Source organism: Dorea sp. AM10-31 (assembly GCF_003435815.1).
Classification (GTDB): domain Bacteria; phylum Bacillota; class Clostridia; order Lachnospirales; family Lachnospiraceae; genus Dorea_D; species Dorea_D hominis.
On sequence record NZ_QTUV01000011.1, the window covers coordinates 19,955 to 42,971 of the forward strand.

Below are 23,017 nucleotides of genomic sequence, written 5' to 3' on the forward strand. Positions count from 1 at the left end.
ATCCGCAGGAGGTGTAAAGGGATGGATATTTTAAAAACGATTTTAATGATTATATTTGCAATAGATTGTATCGCATTATCAGCTATCGTGTTGATGCAGGAAGGTAAGACACAGGGACTTGGTTCCATCGGAGGTATGTCAACAGACACATACTGGGGACAGAACAAGGGACGTTCTATGGAAGGAGCACTTGTAAGAGGTACAAAGATGCTTGCGATTCTTTTTATTGTGCTGGCAGCAGTGTTGAATTTAAAAGTATTTGCGTAGATTGCAGATGATGAGAATGAATGGGTAGGGCACTCCTGTATGGGGGTGCCTTTTTTCTAATATTAAATGGATTTATGGAGGATTTGTAAGACGTGGATAAAACATTTGAAAAAAGAAAAAAGGTTGTGCACGATCTGATCTGTGACGATTTGTATACACCTATGAAATTTAAAGAACTTGCAGTCCTTCTGCAAGTTGCAAAAGAGGACAGAGATGCTCTTCGTATGATTCTGGAAGAGCTGGAAGAAGAAGGAAAAATATATCTTTCCAAGCGTGGGAAATACTGCAAAGGAGAGGCGAAGAAACTGACAGGAAGATACCGTGCTAATCAGCGTGGCTTCGGCTTCGTTGTAGTAGAAGACGATCCGGACGATACGTTTATCGCTGAGGAGAATGCAGGTGGTGCGCTGGACGGCGATGTGGTTGAGTTTACGATTATCCGTTCTCCACAGGGGCGAAGTAAGGAAGGCAAGATCACAAAAGTTCTGGAGCATGAGCTTAAGACCGTCGTAGGGCTTTATCATAAGCGTAAAGGAAAAAGCTATGGATTTGTGCTTCCGGATAATTTGAAGATATTAAAGGATATATTTGTACCGGCGGAAAAGGATAAAAGTGCATTGGATGGACAGAAGGTTGTCGTGAAGCTTACTTCCTACGGGGATGACAGACATAAACCGGAAGGAGAGATTACAGAAGTTCTTGGCTATGCAAATGAGCCGGGAACAGATATTTTGTCGATCGCCAAAGGCTACAATCTGCCGACAGAATTTCCGGAGAAAGTGCTGAACCAGGCAGAGCGCGTGGCTAAGCCGGTCAGTGAGGCAGACCGCGTGGGGCGCAAGGACTTAAGAAACTGGCAGATGGTTACCATTGACGGAGAAGATGCGAAAGATTTGGATGATGCAGTTTCGCTTGTAAAAGAAGGAGAGAATTATATTCTCGGCGTTCACATTGCAGATGTGACAAATTATGTGCAGGAGAACAGTGCGCTGGATCGAGAAGCCTTGAAGCGTGGAACAAGTGTATATCTGGCAGACCGTGTGATACCGATGCTTCCACAGACATTGTCCAATGGGATCTGTTCGCTGAATGCAGGAGAAGACAGACTGGCACTGAGCTGTATTATGACAGTCAGCTCGAAGGGTGTTGTGATTGATCACGAAATCACTGAGACGGTGATCCATGTAGACCGGAGAATGAGTTATACCAGTGTAAATAAGATCCTGACAGAAGAGGACGAGGAAGAGTGCAGGAAATACGAAGAACTGGTCCCGATGTTCAGACAGATGGAAACGTTATCGGGAATCTTAAGAGCACACAGAAAACAGCGTGGAGCGATTGATTTTGATTTTCCGGAAGCAAAAGTAATTCTGGATGAAAAAGGCAGGCCGGTTGAGATTCGTGCATATGAGAGAAATGTGGCTACGAAGCTGATTGAGGATTTCATGCTGCTGGCAAATGAAACAGTGGCAGAAGACTATTACTGGCAGGAGCTGCCATTTGTATACCGTGTGCACGAAGCACCGGATGAGGAAAAGATGCAGGCACTTGCGCTGTTTATCAATAATTTTGGATATTCCATGCATCTTGGCATAAATGAAATTCGACCAAAAGAAATACAAAAGTTGCTTGGCAAAGTTGAAGGCACACCGGAAGAGCCACTGATCAGCCGTCTGGCATTAAGGTCTATGAAACAGGCAAAATATACACCGGAAAATGCCGGACATTTCGGGCTGGCAGCTTCCTATTATACACATTTTACGTCACCGATAAGGCGATATCCGGATCTTCAGATCCACCGGATCATCAAGGATAATTTAAGAGGCAGGATGACACCGGAAAAACGTACACATTATGAAGCAATCCTTGAAGAAGTGACAAAACAGTCCAGTGAAATGGAACGAAGAGCGGAAGAGGCAGAACGCGAGACAGTCAAGTTGAAAAAGACGGAATACATGGAAAAACATATCGGAGAATATTTTGAAGGTGTGATTTCCGGTATTACGAAATGGGGCGTGTATGTAGAACTGGAGAATACGATAGAGGGATTGGTACATGTCGTAAACATGACAGACGATCATTATGAGTATTATGAAGAACGGCATGAGATGGTCGGCATGCATACAGGAAAGACTTATAAGTTGGGACAGCGTGTGAGAATCTGTGTACTGGATACAGACAGATTCTTACGGACAATCGATTTCAAATTTGCAAGGGAAAGGGAAAAACAGGATGGCTAAGACAAATGGCAAGATGATTGCCAATAATAAAAAAGCATACCATGATTATTTTATATTAGAGAATTTTGAAACAGGAATTGCGCTTCATGGAACAGAAGTAAAGTCCCTGCGTATGGGAAAATGCAGTATCAAAGAATCCTTTATCCGTATTGAAAACGGAGAAGTGTTCATTTACGGCATGCATATCAGTCCATATGAGAAGGGAAATATTTTTAATAAAGATCCGCTTCGTGTACGAAAACTTCTGATGCACAAATCAGAGATCAATAAACTGATCGGTAAGACAAAAGAAAAAGGAATGGCGATCGTGCCGCTCAAAGTTTACTTCAAAGGCAGTCTTGTAAAAGTAGAAATCGGTCTTGCCAAAGGTAAGAAACTGTACGACAAACGACAGGATATTGCGAAGAAAGACCAGAAGAGAGAAGCGCAGAGAGATTTCAAAGTGCGGAATCTTCGCGTATAGTGCACGAAAGGGAGGAACACGAATGGTACCGGTAAAAAAAGAAGATTTACGGAAAATGGTAACACAGAAGACGCTGGATATTTACGAAGATCTGACACCGCAGCTCATCCAGCTCATCGATCAGACGAAGCATGATGATTCTCTTTCAGAGGCACAGAAACAGGATGAGATTTCTCTTCATATGATGGGATATATCAAGTCCTGCACGAATGAGATCATTATTGAAGTACTTGCGGAGATCCTTGGAATACAGGAAGATTAATTCACAGAACAGACAAACTTTTTTGGTAGTATAAGATACAAAGAAGGAGGGCTTTTGATGGATAAGATCAAAATACTGGTAGTAGATGATGAGAGCAGGATGAGGAAGCTTGTAAAAGACTTTCTTGAAAGAGAAGGATTTGAAGTACTCGAAGCCGGAGACGGAATGGAAGCGATGGAGATTTTCTATGAAGAGAAAGAGATTGCTCTGATTATTCTGGATGTGATGATGCCGAAGATGGATGGATGGCAGGTATGCCGGGAAGTAAGACAGAGTTCCAAAGTGCCGATTATTATGCTGACAGCAAGATCGGAAGAGCGGGATGAACTGCAGGGATTTGATCTCGGGATTGATGAATATATTTCCAAACCGTTCAGTCCGAAGATCCTCGTTGCCCGTGTAGAAGCGGTACTTCGCAGAACACATGGTATAGATGCTTCTTCTGTAATGGATGCAGGCGGAATTGAGATTGATAAATCGGCACATATGGTCAAGATCGATGGCAAAGAGATCGACCTGAGTTTCAAAGAATTTGAATTACTTACTTATTTTGTAGAAAATCAGGGAATTGCGTTGTCCAGAGAGAAAATCCTGAACAATGTGTGGAATTATGATTATTTCGGAGATGCAAGAACGATTGATACGCATGTAAAGAAACTTCGGAATAAATTAGGCGACAAAGGTAATTATATCAAAACCATCTGGGGTATGGGCTACAAATTCGAGGTGGAATAGATGAAAAAACAGTCGATTAAAAGGCAGATGATTGCTGTATTTATATGCATGATCGTTTGTATGATTGGCGCAATGTGGATCACAAATGTACGTTTCCTGGAACCTTATTATGTAAGAAATAAGCAGACTGAATTTATCAAAATGTACAAGGAACTTCGTACGGCGGTAAAAAAAGACAACATTACAGACAATACGGTATCTAACCGTATTCAGAAAATGGCAGAAAAGAATAATATATCATTTCTGGTGTTGGATAACAGAAATTCCGATTCGGATGATGTGAGTATTATAACGAATGTACTTGATAAAGATCTGCTCCGGAAGCAGCTGATGGGATACCTTCTTAATCAGGCACAGAAAAATGGTAAGGTTCTTTTAAAGAAAAAGAATTATCAGATCCGGCAGACAAAAGAGCCGTGGACGCAGACCGAGTATATTGAAATGTGGGGAACATTCTCAGACGGTGAGACTTTCCTGATCCGAAGTCCATTGGAGAGTATCAAAGAAAGCGTACAGCTATCGAATCGGTTTCTCCTTTACATCGGAGCTGCTGCGCTTATTATCTGTGCAATTCTTGTATGGTTTTTCTCAAAGCGTCTGACGGCGCCTGTAAGAGAACTGGCTACATTATCAGAGAAGATGGCAAATCAGGATTTTGAAGCGAAGTACACCGGAGGAGGACCGAGTGAGATCGCGGAACTGGGCGAGAATTTCAACCAGATGTCGTGGAAACTGGAACGCTCGATTTCGGACTTAAAGAGTGCTAATAATAATTTGCAGAAAGACATTGAACAGAAAGAAAAACTGGAACAGATGCGTAATGATTTTCTGGGAAATGTATCCCATGAATTAAAGACGCCGCTGGCGTTGATACAGGGATATGCCGAAGGATTGAAGGACGGCGTGACCAGCGATCCGGAAAGCATGGATTTTTACTGTGATGTGATTATTGACGAAGCTAGCAAGATGAATAATATGGTTCGTAATCTGCTGACGCTTAACCAGCTGGAATTTGGCGATGAGGATATTACTTTTGAACGTTTTGATTTGACAGCAGTAATCAGAGGCGTGATCCAGAGTATGGATATCATGGCACAGCAGGATAATGCTACGGTGAACTTCCGGCGAGATGAACCGGTCTATGTATGGGCAGATGAATTCAAAGTAGAACAGGTAATTCGTAATTATATGAGCAATGCTTTCCACCATCTGAACGGAGAGAAGATTGTGGAAGTAAAGATTTATATGGAGGAAAGCAGAGCGAAAGTAACAGTGTTTAACACAGGATCGCCGATCCCGGAAGAAGATCTTAACCATATCTGGGATAAATTTTATAAAGTGGATAAGGCGCATACAAGAGAGTATGGTGGTAATGGAATCGGTCTTTCTATTGTAAAAGCGATCATGGAATCCTTCCATCAGGAGTATGGTGTGAAGAATTATGAAAATGGCGTGGAATTCTGGTTTACACTGGATCGGAAGTAAGAAAGTTTCATATCGACAAGCTATAAGGGATGTGCTATTATTTTAACGTGGCAAAGTGATAAAATGGTAAAACGTACTGATTAGGAGTAAAAACATATGATAGCAATTATTGATTATGATGCCGGTAATATTAAAAGTGTAGAGAAGGCAATGATCCGTCTGGGACAGGACGTCTGCATTACAAGAGATAAAGAACGGATTCTTACAGCAGACAAAGTTATTCTTCCGGGTGTGGGAGCCTTTGGTGATGCAATGGGAAAGATTCATCAGTACGGACTGGAGCCGGTGATCCATGAAGTAGTGGAGAGAGGAACGCCGTTTCTCGGAATCTGTCTTGGCTTACAGCTCTTGTTTGAACGAAGTGATGAGACACCTGGAGTGGAAGGACTTGGCATTTTAAAAGGTGAGATTTTAAGAATTCCGGATTCCCCGGGGCTTAAGATACCGCATATGGGTTGGAATTCCCTGGATTTTCAGAATGATGGAAGACTGTTCAAGAATCTTCCGGAACATCCATATGTATATTTTGTACATTCTTATTACCTGAAGGCGGCTGAGGAAGATATTGTAACTGCGACAACCGAATACAGCACACATATTCATGCATCGGTGGAGAAAAGCAATGTATTTGCATGTCAGTTCCATCCGGAGAAGAGCAGTGATATCGGACTTCAGATTCTGAAAAATTTTGTGGAATTATAAGCGGAGGTAATTTGGATGTATACAAAGAGAATTATTCCATGCCTGGATGTAAATAACGGTCGGGTAGTAAAAGGTGTGAATTTTGTAGATTTGAAAGATGCCGGAGATCCGGTTGAGATTGCGAAAGCGTATGATCAGGCTGGAGCAGATGAACTGGTATTTCTGGATATTACGGCATCTTCCGATAATCGTGGAACGGTCGTAGATATGGTGCGAAAAGTTGCTGAGAATGTATTTATTCCATTTACAGTTGGCGGTGGAATCCGTACCGTGGACGATTTTAAGGCACTTCTGCGCGAGGGAGCAGACAAGATTTCCATCAATTCTTCGGCAATCAATACACCGAATCTCATTTCTGAAGCGGCAGACAAGTTCGGAAGTCAGTGTGTAGTTGTTGCAATTGATGCAAAGAAGCGGGCAGATGGAAGTGGCTGGAATATTTATAAAAACGGTGGCCGTGTAGACGTTGGAATTGATGCGTTGGAATGGGCACACAAAGTAGAGAGCCTTGGAGCCGGAGAGATTCTTTTGACGAGCATGGACTGCGACGGAACAAAAGCAGGATATGATCTGGAGCTTACAAGAGCCATTGCGGAAGCGGTAAATATTCCAGTAATCGCATCCGGTGGAGCCGGAACGCTGGAACATTTCTATGAAGCACTGACGGATGGAAAGGCAGATGCAGCACTGGCGGCTTCATTGTTCCATTATAAAGAACTGGAGATCAAAGAAGTAAAACAGTATCTGCGAGAGAAAGGCGTATCCGTGCGTTTGTAGGCACAGGAGCCGGACAGATGATATTGAATAATATATAGGAAAATACATAAGAAATGAAACTGCCATATAGCAGTAAGAGAAAAGAAGGAAAAGAGTATGTCTGCGATTAACAATGACTGGTTAGATGCGTTAAAAGGGGAATTTAAGAAACCTTATTATAAAGAATTATTTAATAAAGTGAATGAAGAATACCGGACGAGGCTTATCTTTCCGCCGGCAGATGATATTTTCAATGCATTTCATCTGACACCGCTCAGTAAGGTAAAGGTTGTGATTCTTGGGCAGGATCCGTATCATAACAACGGACAGGCACATGGACTTTGCTTTTCGGTGAAAAAAGGTGTGGAAGTACCACCGTCACTGGTGAATATTTATAAAGAACTGCACGATGATCTTGGATGCACAATTCCAAATCACGGATGCCTTACGAAGTGGGCAGAGCAAGGCGTACTTATGCTGAATACAGTACTGACTGTGCGCGCACATCAGGCAAATTCCCATCGCGGGATCGGCTGGGAAGAATTTACCGATGCGGCGATCATGGCGCTTAACAGTCAGGACCGTCCGATTGTATTTATTTTATGGGGCGCTCCGGCACAGCGGAAAGCCAGAATGCTTGATAATCCGAAGCACCTGATCTTAAAGGCACCGCATCCGAGTCCGCTGTCGGCATATCGTGGTTTCTTTGGAAGCAAGCCTTTCAGCCAGACGAATGATTTCCTGAAGGAACATGGGATCGAGCCAATTGACTGGCAGATTGAGTAGGCGGAAGAAGTGATAGGAGAATGTTGATGCTAGAAGAGAAGAAGGCTCTCACTGCTGTTAGCGGCAGTGAGAGCCTTCTTACGAATATAAATCGTTACAATTTTCTTAATTTTCCTTGTATTTTGTTGCAAACAGTTGAAATGCCGGTTTTGTTTTGGCATAATATATCAGATGAGAGATGGTTCATATTTTCATAGGTTATGGATCTCTTGAATCGATGGGAGGACAGACCATGAAAAAGACAGAAGTAGAATGCTGTGACGTTACATGCGTGCACAACCAGATTATAGAGGCAGTAAAAGAGAAGATGCCGGCGGAAGAATTGCTGAATGAACTGGCGGATTTTTATAAAGTATTCGGAGATGCAACAAGAATCAAGATCTTATGCGTGCTGCTCCGATCAGAGATGTGTGTGTGTGACCTGGCAGAGATGCTGGGGATGACGCAGTCGGCGATTTCACATCAGCTTCGTGTATTAAAGCAGATGAAGCTGGTGAAGAACAGAAGAGAAGGAAAAACAGTTTATTATTCACTTGCGGATGGACATATTCAGAATATTATCAGCCAAGGAATGGAACATATTATGGAGTAGTTTTTACAGGCTTTTTAGTGGAAAAAGAAAAGGGAAAATGATATGACAGAGCAATTAAAAAAACAAAGTATGATATATGGAGTCGGCGTTGTTATTTATCTGGCGGCTGTTATTGTGACATCGAATTTTACGATAGAAGATGAGATTAAATTCGTCTGGTTTCTGATCGCATATCTGATCGTCGGTTTTGATGTATTTAAAAAACTTCGAGACAGGATTCTGGAACTGAAATTTTTAACAGAATATACGCTGACGACGGTTGCGACGATCGGAGCTTTCGGTATTGGAAGATATACAGAAGGTGTACTTGTTATGATCCTTTTTGAGCTGGGAGTTATTTTTGAAGCATATTCCACAGACAATGCCAAACGATCCATTGAAGAGATGATTGATATTCGTCCGGCATTTGCGATTCGTAAGACAGATGGCGGAGAAGAACAGATCGATCCGATCGATCTTCAGGTTGGAGATATCATTGTGATCAAGCCGGGAGAACGTGTGCCGGTTGATGGAATAGTAGAAGCTGGATCTACGCTTCTTGACATGAAAGCGGTTACCGGTGAGTCTATGCCAAGAAGAGTTTCTGAAGGAAATAAGATCTACAGTGGATGTATTAACTTAAGCGGTGCAGTAGAGGCAAAGGTTCTGAAAGTATATCGTGATTCGACAGTCGCACAGATCATGGAACTGGTAGAGGAAGCACAGAATAAGGAATCCGAGAGCGAAAGTTTTGTTTCCAGATTTTCAAGAATATACACACCGGCAATGGTGCTGTTAGCACTCTTTGTTATGATCTATCCGCCGCTTACATTTTCTTATCATAACTGGAATATATGGATTTACAGAGGACTTATTTTCCTGATCGTGGCATGCCCGACAGCACTTGTAATGTCGATTCCGATCGCGTTCTTAGGAGGAATTGCATCGGCGGCAAGACAGGGAATCGTAATCAAAGGAGCCAACTATCTGGAAGACCTTTCCAAGGCAGATACATTTGTATTTGATAAGACAGGAACACTGACAGAAGGAGAATTTTCGGTTCAGGAGATTTACGCAGAGCAGGGAACAGAAGAGGAACTTTTAAAGATTGCGGCGCATGTGGAAAGCTATTCCAATCATCCGATCGCACAGTCACTCCTGAATGCCTATGATGGCGAGATTGACAAAGATCTCGTATCCAATATTAAGCAGATTCCGGGATATGGTCTTTCCGGAGATTATGATGGAAAGCGAATCCATGTCGGAAACTTCCGGCTGATGGAAAAATATGATATTGAAGTAGATGAATTTGATAGTACAGGAACGGTTGTCTATGTCAGCGTGGGAACAGAATATATGGGTGCGATCATCATTGAAGATGCGATTAAATATCGTGCGAAGTGGACGATGAAATATCTGAAAGATAAGTGTAAAGCTGTGCTTGTTATGTTGACTGGTGATACAAGGAGCGCAGGATATGCGGTGGCAAAAGAACTGAAGATGGATTATGCATATACAGATCTGATGCCTTCAGACAAATTAGAGCAGCTGGAAGATTTCCTGACGATCCAGGATGATATGGAGAAATTGGTCTGTGTCGGAGACGGTGTAAATGATGCCCCGGTACTGGCACGTGCAGATATCGGAATCGCGATGGGAGCGTTAGGTTCTGCGCTGGCAATTGAGGCGGCAGATATTATTTTACTGGAAGATGAATTGCCGAAAATCGTAGATGCGATCAAAATTTCCAAAGAAACACTCCGGGTAGTAAACCAGAATATTGCTTTTGCGATTGCAGTGAAAGTGATCATTGTACTGCTTGCGCTGGTTGGATACTTTGGAATGTGGGAAGCGATCGTTGCAGAAGTCGGCGTTGTATTTGCAGCGATTATGAACGCAGTTTATGTCGTGAAATATTATGCATAGACTGTGGAATATATTTTGAGAGAGAATCACTATTTGCATATAAACATGTAGGAAAGCAAAAGGAGACAGATCATAATGAAGAGATTGGCAGCAGTGATATTGACAGCAAGTATGGGACTTGCTCTGGCAGGATGTTCCGGCAATCCTTACAAAGAGGGTGTCAGCCAGTTAGAGTCCAAAGAATATAAACAGGCAGAAGCAAGCTTCAAAGAAGCAGTGAAACAGGACAAGAATACAGCAGATGCATACCGTGGTATCGGAATTGCCTGCTGGGAGCAGAAGGAATATAAGGCTGCATTAAAAGCATTTAAAAATGCAGTTAAAGCAGGAACAAAAGAAAATGCCACACTTTATAATCTGATGGGTGGCTGTGCGCTGAAACTTGATGATGGAAAGAGTGCACTTTCCTATTATGAGAAAGGTCTGGCAGCATCCGGAAGTTCAGATGAGTTGAAAAAGGAAATGGAATACAATGTTATTGTTTCCTATGAGAAGATGCAGAACTGGGAAAAAGCAAAGTCAAAACTGAATGAATATCTGGAAAAATATCCGGATGATGAAACAGCAAAAAAAGAAGTGGAATTTCTGGAAACAAGATAATCAGTTATAGAACCAGATAAAATAGAGGTTTCGTATGATAGAATTAAAACAGGATAAAGAGAGAGTGATCCTGGTAGGAGTGGAACTTCCGGGAGAAGAAAGCATGGAAGATTCGCTTTCGGAACTCTCTGAACTGGCAACCACAGCAGGTGCAGAAACGGTCGGTCGTGTGATCCAGAACCGGGAGCAGGTGCATCCGGGAACTTATGTTGGGAAAGGAAAGATAGAAGAGATCAAAGACCTGTTGTGGGAACTGGAAGCAACAGGTATTATTTGTGATGACGAACTTTCACCGGCACAGATGAAGAATCTGCAGGATGAACTGAATGTGAAGGTGATGGATCGTACACTTCTTATATTGGATATATTTGCAGCCAGAGCTTCTACAAGTGAAGGTAAGATTCAGGTAGAACTGGCACAGTTAAAGTACCGGCAGACAAGGCTGACCGGATTTGGTACGGCAATGTCAAGACTTGGCGGTGGTATCGGAACGAGAGGACCGGGAGAGAAGAAACTGGAGATGGACAGACGTCTCATTAAAAGCCGGATTGCAGCATTGAACCGGGAATTAAAAGAAGTAAAACGCCACCGTGAAGTGACAAGAGAGCAGAGAAGCAAAAGTTATGTGCCGGTAGTTGCAATCGTTGGATATACGAATGCCGGAAAGTCTACACTTCTTAACCGGCTGACGGGAGCGGATATTCTGGCGGAAGATAAGCTGTTTGCAACATTAGACCCGACAACAAGAGGTTTAAAATTGCCGGGAGGTCAGGAAGTACTTCTGACAGATACAGTCGGATTTATTAAAAAACTTCCACATCATCTGATCGAAGCATTTAAGAGTACACTGGAAGAAGCAAAATATGCGGATGTAATCCTGCATGTAGTAGACACATCCAGTCCACAGATGGACAGTCAGATGTACACCGTGTATGAGACATTATCGAACCTTGGTGTAAAAGACAAAGCGATCATCACGGCGTTCAATAAACAGGACAAGTTAGAAGATGCACCGTTGATCCGGGATTTTAAAGCAGATTATACGGTTAAAATTTCAGCAAAGACAGGAGCCGGACTTACCGACCTGACAGATACGATGGAAGCGGTGTTAAGAGAGCAGAAAGTATTTCTTGAATGCCTGTATGAGTACCGGGATGCAGCAAAGATCCAGCTCATCCGCAAGTACGGAGAGCTGCTGGAAGAGAAGTATCAGGAGGATGGTATCTTTGTAAGAGCTTATGTCCCGGCAGAACTTTACTCGAGAGTCACTGTCTGACTCGGAGATTCAGAAAATAATTTGCGGTATGCACGCTGGAACGTGGAATAGTCGTGATAACCGCAGTCATAACATACCTGTGCGGCAGGAGTGCCGGACAGGAGCATTTCTTTTGCGAGCAGGAGCCGTTTCTGGGCAATGTAATTCCCGATGGTATAACCGGTTTCCTGCTTGAACTGTCTCATCATATAATATTTGCTGATATAAAAATGTTCAGCAAGAATATCAATATTCAAATTTTCACTCAGATGATTATTAATGTAGTCAAGAATATGGATGATCTTTGCATTGCAGTTATCTGTATCAATAAATTCCAGCCTGTTTTTCAGGGCGGCACGGTTTAAGTGGATCATAAATTCCAGAAATAATACCTGCCGGTACAGACCAGAAGCATAACTATCATCAGAGAAAGATTTCTCCAGCCGGGTAATGGAGCGGAAAAGAGAGCTTTTTTCGAGTGATGGAATACGAAGCACGTTAGAATGTTCTTTTGCGGCACGCTGAAAACAGAAACTCAGATCATAATCCTTATTTTTATAAGCTTGGATAAATCCCGGTGCAATATAAACAATAATACGTTCATAAAGAACCGAATTATCCACTTCGAGTCTATGAATATCATTATGATTGACTAGAACGATATCATAAGGTTTTAAATCATAGGATTTTCCTTCGATCATATAGTTGACCTTTCCTTTAATAAAAATCGTGATCTTGTTAAAGTCATGATAATGGTATTCGACTTCCTTCGTCTCACGGTCCGTCAGGTGAAAAAGCCGGAATTCACTGTTCAGATAGCCTTTTTTCATATATGTGTCCATGGAGAAATGCTCCTTTTGTCGTTTTTTCTTATATCATAGAATAAAATAGCACGATTTGCAATGCAAATAGCAATATTTGCGTTGAAAAGGAAAATCATGCCTGCTATGATGAGTACAGAAGCTATGAGAAAAAGAAATCACAAGATTTCTGCAAACCGGAGGTATGTTATGAAAGTTGTATTAGAGCGTTATCATGGACTTGGAAATGATTATGTTGTATTTGATCCAAATAAAAATGAGCTGGAATTAAATGAAAGAAATGTCCGGAGGATCTGTGACAGAAATGCGGGACTTGGTTCTGACGGAGTTCTTGAGGGACCGATTTTAAAAGAAGACGGAATGTATGTGAAAGTATGGAATCCAGACGGAAGCGAATCCGAGACGAGTGGAAATGGTGTCCGTATTTTTGCAAAATATCTCAAAGATGCAAGTTATGTACAGAAAAAGAATTTTAAATTATATACAGGAAACGGACCGGTTGAAGTAACATTTTTAAATGAAGATGGTAGCAGACTTCGCGTTTCCATGGGAAAACTTTCATTCTGGAGTGATGATATTCCGGTAACTGGAGAACGAAGAGAAGTCATTAATGAAGATATGGTATTCGGACGTACGTTATATCCGGTTACCTGTGTAAATATCGGTAATCCGCACTGTGTAATTCCGATGCGCGAGATCTCCAAACCACTTGTTACGAAGATTGGTGACTATGCAGAGATCGCAAGATATTTTCCAAATCGTATTAATACACAGATTATGAAAGTGATCGACAAAGAAAATATTGCGATTGAAATCTTTGAGCGAGGCGCAGGTTACACACTTGCATCCGGAACAGGAGCGTGTGCGGCAGCCGGAGTTGCATACAAATTGGGCATGACGAACAGCAAAGTGATCGTGCATATGCCGGGTGGAGAATTACAGGTAGAAGTAGAAGATGATTGGAATGTCTATATGACAGGAGATGTTTTCTATGTTGCGAAGATGACTCTGAGCAATGAATTTGCAGAGAAGTTAAGAGCTTTATAAAAATGTGTGGGGTAGATTTGTACCATCTAATAAGATATACTAAGGCATAGGAGGAAAACCTATGCCTTTAAAATTTGTATTGGGACCATCGGGGTCCGGAAAAACTTATCAATTATATAAGAATGTGATCGCTGAGTCGAAAGCACATCCGGAGGAGAATTTTATTGTTCTTGTACCGGAGCAGTTTACGATGCAGACGCAAAAAGATCTTGTGACGATGCATGACAGACACGCAATCATGAACATCGATGTATTAAGTTTTGTGCGTCTTGCATACCGTATATTTGAAGAGACAGGAGCCGGTACACTGCCGGTGCTGGATGATGAGGGAAAAAATCTGATCCTGCGTAAGATTGCAGGCAATCATGAAAATGAATTACAGATGCTCCGCGGCAACATTCGCAAGCTTGGATATATCAGTGAAGTCAAATCGGTGCTATCGGAATTTGCACAGTATGATATCGGGGAAGAAGAGATTGACCGTGTGATGGAAAATGCCGGCAGAGAGTCAAGACTGTATTATAAGCTGGCAGACATGAAAGTTCTATACCGCGGGTTTCAGGACTATCTGAAAGAACGGTATATTTCCAAGGAAGAACTGTTGGACGTATTAAGCCGTGTCGTATGTAAATCGGAAATATTAAAAAACAGTACGATCGTTCTGGATGGATTTACCGGATTTACACCGGTACAGAACCGCTTGCTTGGAGAACTGATGAAGCATTGTCGGAAAGTTATGATTACTGTAACGATCGATCCGGCGGAAGATCCGTACCGCTATGAACATCCATATCAGTTATTTGCGCTTAGTAAACATATGGTTACATCCATGATACAGCTGGCGAAAGAAAATCAGATCGAGATCGAAGAGCCCATGGAGCTGTTTGATAAGATCCCGTATCGTTTCCGTGATAATCCGGCACTTGCATTTCTGGAAAGAAATCTTTTCCGCTATCGGAAAGAAACTTATGAAGGAGAGCAGGATGCGGTTAAGATCCATGTGGCGAGAGAGCCGGGGGAAGAAGCACTGGCGGCGGCGCAGCAGGTGCGCGCTTATATGCGGGAGAATGGATATCGCTGCCGTGAGATTGCTGTGATCGTCAGCAATATGGAGATGTATGCCGAGGCACTGGAACAGGCATTTGCGCTGTATGAGATCCCGGTATTTATGGATCACAAGAGAAGTATCCTGTTAAATTCATTCGTAGAGTATATACGAAGTCTCCTTGGAATGGCAGAACAGAATTTTACATATGAAAGTGTATTTCGTTTTCTGCGTACAAATCTGGCGGGATTTACCCATGATGAAGTGGACGAACTGGAAAATTATGTCATCGGTATGGGAATCAAAGGCTATAAACGGTGGCAGGAGAAATGGATCCGCAGATTAAAAGATATGAAAGAAGAGGATCTGGAACGACTGAACCATTACCGCACCAGATTCGTAGAAAAAGTGGATAATTTTGTCTTTGTATTAAAGCAGCGGAGGAAAACTGTCAAAGATATTACAATGGCATTGTATGAATTTATGGTGCAGGAGCAGTTGCAGGAGCGGATCGCAGAGCAGGAGCAAAAATTCCGTGAGAATGGTGAACTGGCACTTGCGAAAGAATATGCACAGGTTTATCGGATTGTTATCGAACTGATTGATAAATTTGTCGAGCTTCTCGGTGATGAACAGGTGAGCCTGAATGAATATTGCAAATTGCTGGATGCAGGGCTGGAAGAGGCACGTGTCGGTGTCATCCCGCCAAGTATTGACCAGGTTGTGATCGGAGATATGGAGCGTACGCGTCTGAAAGACATCCGTGCACTTCTCTTTGTCGGGGCAAATGATCTGCATCTTCCGGGAAATCTTCTGCGTACCGGTCTGTTGTCAGAGCCGGACAGGGAACAGTTCCAGAACCAGAAGCTGGCTCTGGCTCCGGGTGGAAAAGAGCGGGCATATGTACAGAAGTATTATCTCTATATGAATCTTACAAAACCATCGGAAAAGCTGGATATATTCTATAGCAAGGTATCTTCCGATGGTAAAAATATGCGACCGGCGTATCTGATGCAAGATTTAAGAAAAATGTATCCGGACATGAAGATCATAGAGGAAGAAGAAAAAAGCTTCGCAGAGAGGGAATTCACCGAGAAGCTGGGAATCACCTGTCTGATACGGGGGCTGCAGGAAAGTAATGGAGAACTTGATCCACTCTGGTGTGAACTGTACACCTGGTATAAGAAACATCCAGAATGGCAGCAGACAGTAGAAAGCTTACTGGAAGCCGGCTATTACCGTATGCCGATGGATGGACTTACGAGACAGGTGGCAGAGAAGTTATATGGAAAATATTTTACAGATAGTATATCGAGAATGGAGCGGTTCAGTATCTGCGCATTCGCACATTTTCTGACATACGGGCTCCGTCTGAAAGAACGACCGGAATATGATTTCCAGTCTGTGGATTTTGGAAATGTGTGTCACCGTGCACTGGAACTGTACTCAAGAAAACTGGAGCACACCGGAGAGAGCTGGACAGAAGTTGAAAATAAAATAAGAAAGCAATATATTGATGAGTCGGTGGATGAGGCAATTACAGACTATGGCAATTCGGTTCTCTACAGTTCATCGCGGAACGAATATCTTGTAGAGCGTATGAAGAGAATGCTGGAACGCACGATCTGGGCACTGACAGAACAGCTTGCACAGGGGGATTTTGCGCCTTCTGCATATGAAGTCCGCTTTACAAATGGCAAAATTGACCGTGTCGATACCTGTGAGGATGAGGATAAAGTTTATGTGAAAGTTATGGACTATAAAACCGGCAGCAAAGAATTTGATGTAGTTTCGCTGTATCAGGGATTGCAGCTTCAGCTGATGGTTTATATAAAGGCGGCAGTGGAAAGAGAAGAGAAAAGACATCCGGGTAAAGAGATCGTACCATCAGGCGTATTTTATTATCGCATCCAGGATCCGCTTCTGGATGGAAAAGTCATGGATGAAATTCTGCGTGGAACCGAAGAGGAAAAGAAAGAACAGATGGAAAAGGAGATGTTAAAAGTACTCCGTCCGGATGGTCTGGTCAATCTGTCCGGTGAGAATCTTAAACATTTACAGAAAATACAGTCTGGTGATTCTGTTGCAGTTCCGGTTAAATATACAAAATCGGGATCGCTTTCCAAAACATCCAAAGTGGCTTCAGAGACAGATTTTGATACATTGATGCGATATGCCCAGAAGAAAGTGGAAGAGATCCATCAGAAAATTGCAGATGGTGAAGTTGCTGCTCGGCCGTACCGTCAGGGAACGGAGACAGGATGTGACTATTGTAAATATCGGCACATTTGCGGATTTGATCTGAAAGTTCCGGGTTATCATTATCGGAATCTGGAAAAATTATCAAAAGAAGAAGCAATCCAGAAGATGACAGCAGAAGTCGGGACTGGTTTAAAACAGCCGGAAAAATCTAAAAAAATTGGAATGGCAGAGAAAGAAGAACAGCCAGATAAAGAAAAGAACAGCAAGGAGGAGCAGTAATGGGTGTGACATGGACGCCGGAACAACAGAAAGTAATTGATTTGCGTAACCGGAACATACTTGTGTCGGCGGCAGCAGGCTCCGGGAAAACGGCAGTTCTGGTAGAACGGATCATAACGATGCTGACGAAAGATGAGCCGCCGATCGATGTAGACCAGCTACTTGTTGTGACATTTACAGAGGCGGCGGCAGCGGAGATGAAAGAAAGAATCCGTGTGGCCATAGAGCAGAAATTGGAAGAAGAGCCGGATAATGAACATCTGAAACGGCAGGCAACACTGATTCATAATGCGCGTATTACGACAATCCACAGCTTCTGCCTGTCTGTGATCAAGGATCATTTTTATGCAATCCATCTGGATCCGGGATTCCGGATCGGAGAGGAAGGGGAGCTTAAGCTTTTGTGTCATGATGTGCTCGGAGAAGTGCTGGAAGAAGAATACACAGAGGGGAGACAGCGTTTCCTGGATTTTACGACTGCATATGGAGATGGAAAGAATGATAAGAAGATCGAAGAATTGATCCTTAAAATATACGAATATTCCAGAAGTTATCCGGATGCAAAAAAATGGATACATGACTGTGCAGAAAGCTACCGGGTTAAAGATTTTGATGCACTGGAAGAGACAGAATTTATCCGTGTCATCAAAGATCAGGTGAGCCGTTATCTTAAGGATGCGGCGAATAAAATCCGGCAGGCAATAAAGATCTGTACCGGAGAAGCTGATGGACCATATATGTATGAGACGGCGCTGGTAAATGATTCGCAGTTGATTCAAAGTTTAAGATCAAAAGATACATTTCTTGAGATGTCAACGGTGCTGGACAAGGATTATAAATGGACAAGGCTTCCGTGCAACAGAGATGAAAACGTATCTGAGAATAAAGCAAACCAGGTAAAATATTTAAGAGATACGGCAAAGAAGATCATAAAAGAAATGAAAGAGCAGTTCTTCTATGCACCGTCTTTTAAATTGCTGGAAGACTTAAATGCCAGTGCGCCGATGATGGAAGAACTGGCAGATCTGGTATGCAAATTTGCAGATCGTTTTGAAGAGAAAAAACGAAGCAAAAATATGATTGATTTTTCCGATATGGAGCAGTATGCCCTGCAGATTCTGACAGAAGAAAAGGATGGCAGACTTGTGCCGTCACCGATCGCAAAAGAGTACCAGAGACAGTTTGTGGAAATCATGATCGATGAATACCAGGACAGCAATCTAATCCAGGAAGCGCTTCTTACAAGTGTTTCTACAATATGGGAAGATAAGTATAATATTTTCATGGTTGGTGATGTAAAGCAGAGTATTTATCGTTTCCGTCTGTCCAGACCGGAGATTTTCATGGATAAATATAATACATACGATAAATCCGAGAGTAAAAAACAGCGGATTGATCTGCATAAGAATTTCCGAAGCCGTAAGGAAGTGTTGGACAGTGTGAATTTTATTTTCCGTCAGATTATGACGGAAGATCTAGGAGGAATCGACTATGACGACGATGCAGCGCTAAATGTAGGAGCTGACTATAAAAAGACCGGAGAAAATGCGACGGAAGTGCTTGTTGTCGATACTGATATTCGCGACAATGATCATAAGAAAGTAAAAGGGATCAATGAAAGGGAGATAGAAGCAAGAGCAATTGCGGGGAAAATCCGTTCCATGATGGAGGATAACTTCCGCGTGACAGATAAAGAGAGTGGAAAACTTCGCCCGCTTCAGTACCGCGATATTGTGATCCTGACAAGAAGTTCGAGAGGATTTTCAGATGTATTTGTGGAAATCCTTGGGCGGGAAGGAATCCCGGCGTTTGCGGGAACAAAAGAAGGATATTTTGCCACACAGGAGATCGGAGTACTGTTGGACTATCTGCGTGTGCTGGATAATGCAAGACAGGATCTGCCGCTGACGGCAGTGTTGACGTCACCAATCGGTGGATGCAGTGCAAAAGAGCTTGCACTGATTCGTAGCTCATGTCCGGAAGAACCATTTTATGAAACAGTGCGCAGATACCGAGCAGAAGGAACGGAAGAAGAGCTTAGAGACAAACTGGAAAACTGCCTTTCGGTGATGGAGAAAATTCGTGAGATCGTGCCGTATACACCGATGCATGAATTATTACAGCGCGTGTTGGATGATACCGGATATGAAATGTATATGTCAGCAATGCCGGGAGGTATCCAGAGAAAAGCCAATATTGATATGCTGATGGAAAGGGCGAAAGCTTTTGAAAGCACCAGTTACAAAGGGTTGTTTCATTTTGTGCGCTATATGGAACAGCTGCAGAAATATGAAGTGGATTATGGAGAGGCGAATGTCGAGGAAGAGCAGGCAGATACTGTGCGTCTTATGACAATCCATAAAAGTAAAGGACTGGAATTTCCAGTTGTATTTGTAGCCGGTATGGGGAAACGATTTAACATGCAGGATATTAACAGCCGTGTTGTTTTGAATTCCAAATTTGGTGTGGGTCTGGAAGTTGTAGACCTGAAGCAGCGGACGAAGCGGGCGAGCCTGTTAAAGAAAACGATCCGGCAGGAAGAAAAACTGGATTCACTTGGAGAAGAACTCCGAGTTCTTTATGTTGCCTATACAAGGGCAAAAGAGAAATTGATCATCACAGGAACGATGTCTAATCTGGAAAAGAAGCAGGCAGAATATGAAAGTGTGCAGGAAGAGTCGGATATGAAATTTGATTTCCTACGTCTGAGCAAAGCGACAACGTACTGGGATTTTGTACTGCCGGCAGTATTACGGGCTCCGCGGTCTGTACCGCTCAGACTGAAAGTGCTGAATATGTATGACATCATTGCGGGACAGGCAGAAACGCAGGTGAAGAGTCAGATAGAAAGAAGTGTACTGGAAGACTGGGATACAGAGCGTGTATATGATGAAGAGATGCATGAAAATCTTAGGAATCAGTTTGCTTACAGATATCCATATGAAAACAGCCAGACACGAAAGTTGAAATTCTCCGTTTCGGAATTAAAGAAACGGATTTATTTACAGGAATCCGGAGAAATGGAGGACAGCGAGCAGCTTTACGAAGAAACGGAACTGCAGCCGATCCTTCCGAAATTTATGGAGGAAGAGGTGCCGCTTACAGGAGCATCCAGAGGTACCGCTTATCACCGTGCACTGGAGCTTCTGAATTTTGCAGAAGACTATGATACTGAGAAACTGAAAAATTGCCTTAGGAAGTTTACAGAAGATGGGAAGATGACGGACGAGATGCGAAAGGCTGTCTGCATTCGGGATTTCTTGAAATTTTTACAGACAGACAGCGGAAAACGGATGCAGGCATGTGCAAAACAAAACCGCCTCTTTAAAGAGCAGCCATTCGTACTCGGAGTGCCGGCAACGGATCTGTGGAAGGAAGAAGAGGAAGGCGAACTTGTTCTTGTTCAGGGAATCATAGATGTGTATTTTGAAGAAGAGGACGGATTGGTTGTGCTGGATTATAAGACAGACCGTGTCCGTGAAAACAGAGAACTTGTAGAACGTTATCATGGACAGCTTGATTACTACGCCAGGGCACTGGAACAGGCGACCGGTAAAACCGTAAAAGAAAAGATCATCTATTCCTTTACCCTTGGCGAAGAAATTCATCTGCCATAAAAGAAAATAAAAAGTTTACAATTAAGGACGGAATGTTTTCAGTGCTTCGATGGTCTGGGCAATCAGATCTTCCAGAGTCCAGCCGAGCATATCAGCACCGCGTTCGATTACTTCGCGGGAACATCCGGCTGCAAAATTTTTGGATTTGTATTTTTTCTTAACAGATTTTAAAGTCAGATCCTGAACGCTTTTGGACGGTCGCATAACAACGACTGCACCGATCAGTCCGGTCAGCTCGTCAACGGCATAAAGCACCTTTTCCATTTCGTGTTCCGGTTGTATGTCAACAGTAATTGCATAACCGTGACTTGCTGTGGCGTGGATGATTTTTTCATCTGCGCCATTTTCTTTTAAGATTTCTTGCTCTTTGATGCAGTGCTGATCCGGATATTTCTCAAAATCCAGGTCGTGCAGGATCCCTACGACTTCCCAGAAATCTTTCTCATCACCATATCCAAGTTTCTCTGCAAAATAGCGCATTGTTTTTCCGACAATGTCTGCGTGTTCCAGATGAAATTCATCCTGATTATATTCTTTCAATAATGTCCATGCCTGTTCCTGTGTCATATATATACCTCCTGGATGTTATTGCTATAATGATGTCAGGGTCAAAAGATGCCATACGAATTGTTCCGTACTTCGTATTCCACAATTCTATCTGACATTATTATAGCACGGTATATAAGTTCCACACTAATAAGAATCTTTTTTGGCAGACTATAGAAAAAAGTTATTACACGAATATTTTAAAAATGTTATGGAAATACTTTCAAAATAATGAAAGGGGTAATATTATGACTGCAAAAAAGAAAGGTCCGATACGGCTGGATCAGATCACGCCGGAAGAGAAAATGAAATATGAAGTAGCAGAGGAGCTGGGACTGCTTGATAAAGTGCTGGCAGAGGGATGGAAATCTTTATCATCCAAGGAAACCGGACGGATTGGAGGGAAGCTGGCAGGACGCAGGCGTCGGCAGCAGCAAAGCGCTGTGGAAGAGGAGTAAAAGTAACAAAAGTATTACGAATGTTAATTAGTATGAACATTTACAGGGAAAGCTTGAAAACAGAAAGCCCTTTTGCTATAATCGAAAAGCTTGATTAGAAGAGTAAAAGATTCGGGATATAGCGGGTGCAGAGAAGATGGACAGCAAGATTAATGTTTTAGGTATATATATAGACAATTACACAGGCAAAGAAGCTATGAAAGAAGCGGTCGGATACATGGAGTCTGATCCGGTTAATATTGTAGAACTTCTTACAGTAGATGCAGTGATGGATGTAGATCTGCAGCAGGAGACGAAGGAACAGCTTAGAAGTTTCGATCTTGTGCTGGCAGGAGACAAGACAATTCTGGAAGCAGCGGATGTGGAAGAGAAGCGTTGTCTGCAGGAGACAGAGAATCATTTATTTATGAAGATGTTCCTGAGATATTTGCATAAGAACCATAAGCGGGTATATCTTCTTGTTGAGACACAGGAAGAGGGAGAAGCATTTTTTCAATATCTGGAACACTATTATAGAGGAATCCAGATTGTTGGGATGGCGAAAGTCTCTGCAGAGAACAGAGCGGATGATATGCTGGTGAATGCGATCAATGGTGCAGAGACAGACTGTGTACTTTCTATGTTATGTTCGCCGCTTCAGGAAGATTTTGCGGCAAAGAACAGAGCACTTCTCAATACGAGAATTCTTTTCGGTATGGGGAAAGCAGCTCCGCCGTGGAAAGAGACCAGCTTTGGAAAGGAAAAAGTCACCCGATTCTTTACCCGGAGAATTTTCAGAAAAGAGATGGAAAAGCAAAAGGCAGAGAGCGACAGGAATGTCGGGGCAGACATTTAAAAGACATACAGATACAGAAAGAAAAAAGTGAGGAAATCAACAAAAAATTGTGATTTCCTCTTTATTTTTTTGTTGATATATATTAATATAGGTCTAGTAATATGCAAATTCACTTAAGA

The 23,017-nt window shown here is 42.6% G+C and carries 20 protein-coding genes; 18 read left to right on the plus strand and 2 right to left on the minus strand.

The window, feature by feature from the left end:
- Positions 1–21: 21 nt before the first annotated feature.
- The 13 genes from secG to hflX all read left to right on the plus strand — a co-directional run bounded on the left by secG (position 22) and on the right by hflX (position 12,069).
- Positions 22–267 carry a preprotein translocase subunit SecG gene (secG, locus tag DW125_RS12870; protein WP_117538392.1) on the plus strand — a complete coding sequence of 82 codons (246 nt, stop codon included), beginning with the start codon at positions 22–24 and terminating at the stop codon, positions 265–267.
- Between the two features lie 92 nt (positions 268–359).
- Complete coding sequence (gene rnr, locus DW125_RS12875; protein ID WP_117538393.1) at positions 360–2,507, plus strand: ribonuclease R; 2,148 nt, start codon at positions 360–362, stop codon at positions 2,505–2,507.
- Positions 2,500–2,970 carry an SsrA-binding protein SmpB gene (gene smpB, locus DW125_RS12880; RefSeq protein WP_117538394.1) on the plus strand — a complete coding sequence of 157 codons (471 nt, stop codon included), beginning with the start codon at positions 2,500–2,502 and terminating at the stop codon, positions 2,968–2,970. Before rnr ends, smpB begins: the two co-directional genes overlap by 8 nt.
- Before the next feature lie 22 nt (positions 2,971–2,992).
- The gene (locus DW125_RS12885; RefSeq protein ID WP_117538395.1) at positions 2,993–3,232 is read left to right on the plus strand and encodes a hypothetical protein; all 240 of its coding nucleotides are present in this window, start codon (positions 2,993–2,995) and stop codon (positions 3,230–3,232) included.
- A gap of 57 nt (positions 3,233–3,289) precedes the next feature.
- Positions 3,290–3,967: a response regulator transcription factor gene (locus tag DW125_RS12890; RefSeq protein ID WP_117538396.1), complete on the plus strand. Its 678-nt coding sequence runs from the start codon at positions 3,290–3,292 to the stop codon at positions 3,965–3,967.
- Positions 3,968–5,452, plus strand: a complete 1,485-nt coding sequence (locus tag DW125_RS12895) for a sensor histidine kinase (RefSeq protein ID WP_117538397.1) — start codon at positions 3,968–3,970, stop codon at positions 5,450–5,452. It begins immediately after the preceding gene.
- Between the two features lie 96 nt (positions 5,453–5,548).
- Positions 5,549–6,154: an imidazole glycerol phosphate synthase subunit HisH gene (hisH, locus tag DW125_RS12900; RefSeq protein ID WP_117538398.1), complete on the plus strand. Its 606-nt coding sequence runs from the start codon at positions 5,549–5,551 to the stop codon at positions 6,152–6,154.
- Positions 6,155–6,169: 15 nt separating this feature from the next.
- Complete coding sequence (hisF, locus tag DW125_RS12905) at positions 6,170–6,931, plus strand: imidazole glycerol phosphate synthase subunit HisF (RefSeq protein WP_117538399.1); 762 nt, start codon at positions 6,170–6,172, stop codon at positions 6,929–6,931.
- A 96-nt stretch (positions 6,932–7,027) separates the two neighbouring features.
- Positions 7,028–7,696, plus strand: a complete 669-nt coding sequence (locus DW125_RS12910; RefSeq protein WP_021861322.1) for a uracil-DNA glycosylase — start codon at positions 7,028–7,030, stop codon at positions 7,694–7,696.
- Positions 7,697–7,928: 232 nt separating this feature from the next.
- Positions 7,929–8,288 (plus strand): ArsR/SmtB family transcription factor, encoded by a 360-nt coding sequence (locus DW125_RS12915; protein ID WP_021861323.1) that lies wholly within the window; start codon positions 7,929–7,931, stop codon positions 8,286–8,288.
- Between the two features lie 42 nt (positions 8,289–8,330).
- Positions 8,331–10,193 (plus strand): heavy metal translocating P-type ATPase, encoded by a 1,863-nt coding sequence (locus DW125_RS12920; RefSeq protein ID WP_021861324.1) that lies wholly within the window; start codon positions 8,331–8,333, stop codon positions 10,191–10,193.
- A gap of 75 nt (positions 10,194–10,268) precedes the next feature.
- Positions 10,269–10,793 carry a tetratricopeptide repeat protein gene (locus tag DW125_RS12925; RefSeq protein WP_117538400.1) on the plus strand — a complete coding sequence of 175 codons (525 nt, stop codon included), beginning with the start codon at positions 10,269–10,271 and terminating at the stop codon, positions 10,791–10,793.
- 34 nt (positions 10,794–10,827) lie between these two features.
- Positions 10,828–12,069, plus strand: coding sequence for a GTPase HflX (hflX, locus tag DW125_RS12930; protein ID WP_117538401.1), 1,242 nt, complete (start codon positions 10,828–10,830; stop codon positions 12,067–12,069).
- Here the strand turns inward: hflX and DW125_RS12935 are convergent.
- Positions 12,048–12,890 carry an AraC family transcriptional regulator gene (locus tag DW125_RS12935; RefSeq protein WP_021861327.1) on the minus strand — a complete coding sequence of 281 codons (843 nt, stop codon included), beginning with the start codon at positions 12,888–12,890 and terminating at the stop codon, positions 12,048–12,050. The genes hflX and DW125_RS12935 overlap by 22 nt on opposite strands.
- Positions 12,891–13,058: 168 nt before the next feature.
- Between DW125_RS12935 and dapF the strand changes: the two genes are divergently transcribed.
- The 3 genes from dapF (at position 13,059) to addA (ending at position 21,059) form a co-directional block, all read left to right on the plus strand.
- The gene (gene dapF / locus DW125_RS12940; RefSeq protein WP_021861328.1) at positions 13,059–13,916 is read left to right on the plus strand and encodes a diaminopimelate epimerase; all 858 of its coding nucleotides are present in this window, start codon (positions 13,059–13,061) and stop codon (positions 13,914–13,916) included.
- Between the two features lie 61 nt (positions 13,917–13,977).
- Positions 13,978–17,442: a PD-(D/E)XK nuclease family protein gene (locus tag DW125_RS12945; RefSeq protein ID WP_117538402.1), complete on the plus strand. Its 3,465-nt coding sequence runs from the start codon at positions 13,978–13,980 to the stop codon at positions 17,440–17,442.
- Positions 17,442–21,059, plus strand: coding sequence for a helicase-exonuclease AddAB subunit AddA (gene addA, locus DW125_RS12950; RefSeq protein ID WP_117538403.1), 3,618 nt, complete (start codon positions 17,442–17,444; stop codon positions 21,057–21,059). Before DW125_RS12945 ends, addA begins: the two co-directional genes overlap by 1 nt.
- A 21-nt stretch (positions 21,060–21,080) precedes the next feature.
- Here addA and DW125_RS12955 read toward each other — a convergent pair whose 3' ends face one another.
- Positions 21,081–21,626 (minus strand): hydrolase, encoded by a 546-nt coding sequence (locus tag DW125_RS12955; protein ID WP_117538404.1) that lies wholly within the window; start codon positions 21,624–21,626, stop codon positions 21,081–21,083.
- A gap of 227 nt (positions 21,627–21,853) precedes the next feature.
- On the opposite strand from DW125_RS12955, the gene DW125_RS12960 reads away from it, so the two are divergent.
- Both DW125_RS12960 and DW125_RS12965 read left to right on the plus strand, forming a co-directional pair.
- On the plus strand, positions 21,854–22,063 hold the full coding sequence (locus DW125_RS12960; protein WP_021861332.1) for a small, acid-soluble spore protein, alpha/beta type: 210 nt from the start codon (positions 21,854–21,856) through the stop codon (positions 22,061–22,063).
- 136 nt (positions 22,064–22,199) lie between these two features.
- Positions 22,200–22,898: a WecB/TagA/CpsF family glycosyltransferase gene (locus DW125_RS12965; RefSeq protein ID WP_117538405.1), complete on the plus strand. Its 699-nt coding sequence runs from the start codon at positions 22,200–22,202 to the stop codon at positions 22,896–22,898.
- Positions 22,899–23,017 lie beyond the last annotated feature (119 nt).

Excerpts from the sequence above, each read along its gene's own strand:
- secG (WP_117538392.1), top strand. The coding sequence starts at position 22 with ATGGATATTTTAAAAACGATTTTAATGATTATATTTGCAATAGATTGT.
- smpB (WP_117538394.1), top strand. The coding sequence starts at position 2,500 with ATGGCTAAGACAAATGGCAAGATGATTGCCAATAATAAAAAAGCATAC.
- DW125_RS12885 (WP_117538395.1), top strand. The coding sequence starts at position 2,993 with ATGGTACCGGTAAAAAAAGAAGATTTACGGAAAATGGTAACACAGAAG.
- DW125_RS12890 (WP_117538396.1), top strand. The coding sequence starts at position 3,290 with ATGGATAAGATCAAAATACTGGTAGTAGATGATGAGAGCAGGATGAGG.
- DW125_RS12895 (WP_117538397.1), top strand. The coding sequence starts at position 3,968 with ATGAAAAAACAGTCGATTAAAAGGCAGATGATTGCTGTATTTATATGC.
- hisH (WP_117538398.1), top strand. The coding sequence starts at position 5,549 with ATGATAGCAATTATTGATTATGATGCCGGTAATATTAAAAGTGTAGAG.
- hisF (WP_117538399.1), top strand. The coding sequence starts at position 6,170 with ATGTATACAAAGAGAATTATTCCATGCCTGGATGTAAATAACGGTCGG.
- DW125_RS12910 (WP_021861322.1), top strand. The coding sequence starts at position 7,028 with ATGTCTGCGATTAACAATGACTGGTTAGATGCGTTAAAAGGGGAATTT.
- DW125_RS12915 (WP_021861323.1), top strand. The coding sequence starts at position 7,929 with ATGAAAAAGACAGAAGTAGAATGCTGTGACGTTACATGCGTGCACAAC.
- DW125_RS12920 (WP_021861324.1), top strand. The coding sequence starts at position 8,331 with ATGACAGAGCAATTAAAAAAACAAAGTATGATATATGGAGTCGGCGTT.
- DW125_RS12925 (WP_117538400.1), top strand. The coding sequence starts at position 10,269 with ATGAAGAGATTGGCAGCAGTGATATTGACAGCAAGTATGGGACTTGCT.
- hflX (WP_117538401.1), top strand. The coding sequence starts at position 10,828 with ATGATAGAATTAAAACAGGATAAAGAGAGAGTGATCCTGGTAGGAGTG.
- DW125_RS12935 (WP_021861327.1), bottom strand. The coding sequence starts at position 12,890 with ATGGACACATATATGAAAAAAGGCTATCTGAACAGTGAATTCCGGCTT.
- dapF (WP_021861328.1), top strand. The coding sequence starts at position 13,059 with ATGAAAGTTGTATTAGAGCGTTATCATGGACTTGGAAATGATTATGTT.
- DW125_RS12945 (WP_117538402.1), top strand. The coding sequence starts at position 13,978 with ATGCCTTTAAAATTTGTATTGGGACCATCGGGGTCCGGAAAAACTTAT.
- addA (WP_117538403.1), top strand. The coding sequence starts at position 17,442 with ATGGGTGTGACATGGACGCCGGAACAACAGAAAGTAATTGATTTGCGT.
- DW125_RS12955 (WP_117538404.1), bottom strand. The coding sequence starts at position 21,626 with ATGACACAGGAACAGGCATGGACATTATTGAAAGAATATAATCAGGAT.
- DW125_RS12960 (WP_021861332.1), top strand. The coding sequence starts at position 21,854 with ATGACTGCAAAAAAGAAAGGTCCGATACGGCTGGATCAGATCACGCCG.
- DW125_RS12965 (WP_117538405.1), top strand. The coding sequence starts at position 22,200 with ATGGACAGCAAGATTAATGTTTTAGGTATATATATAGACAATTACACA.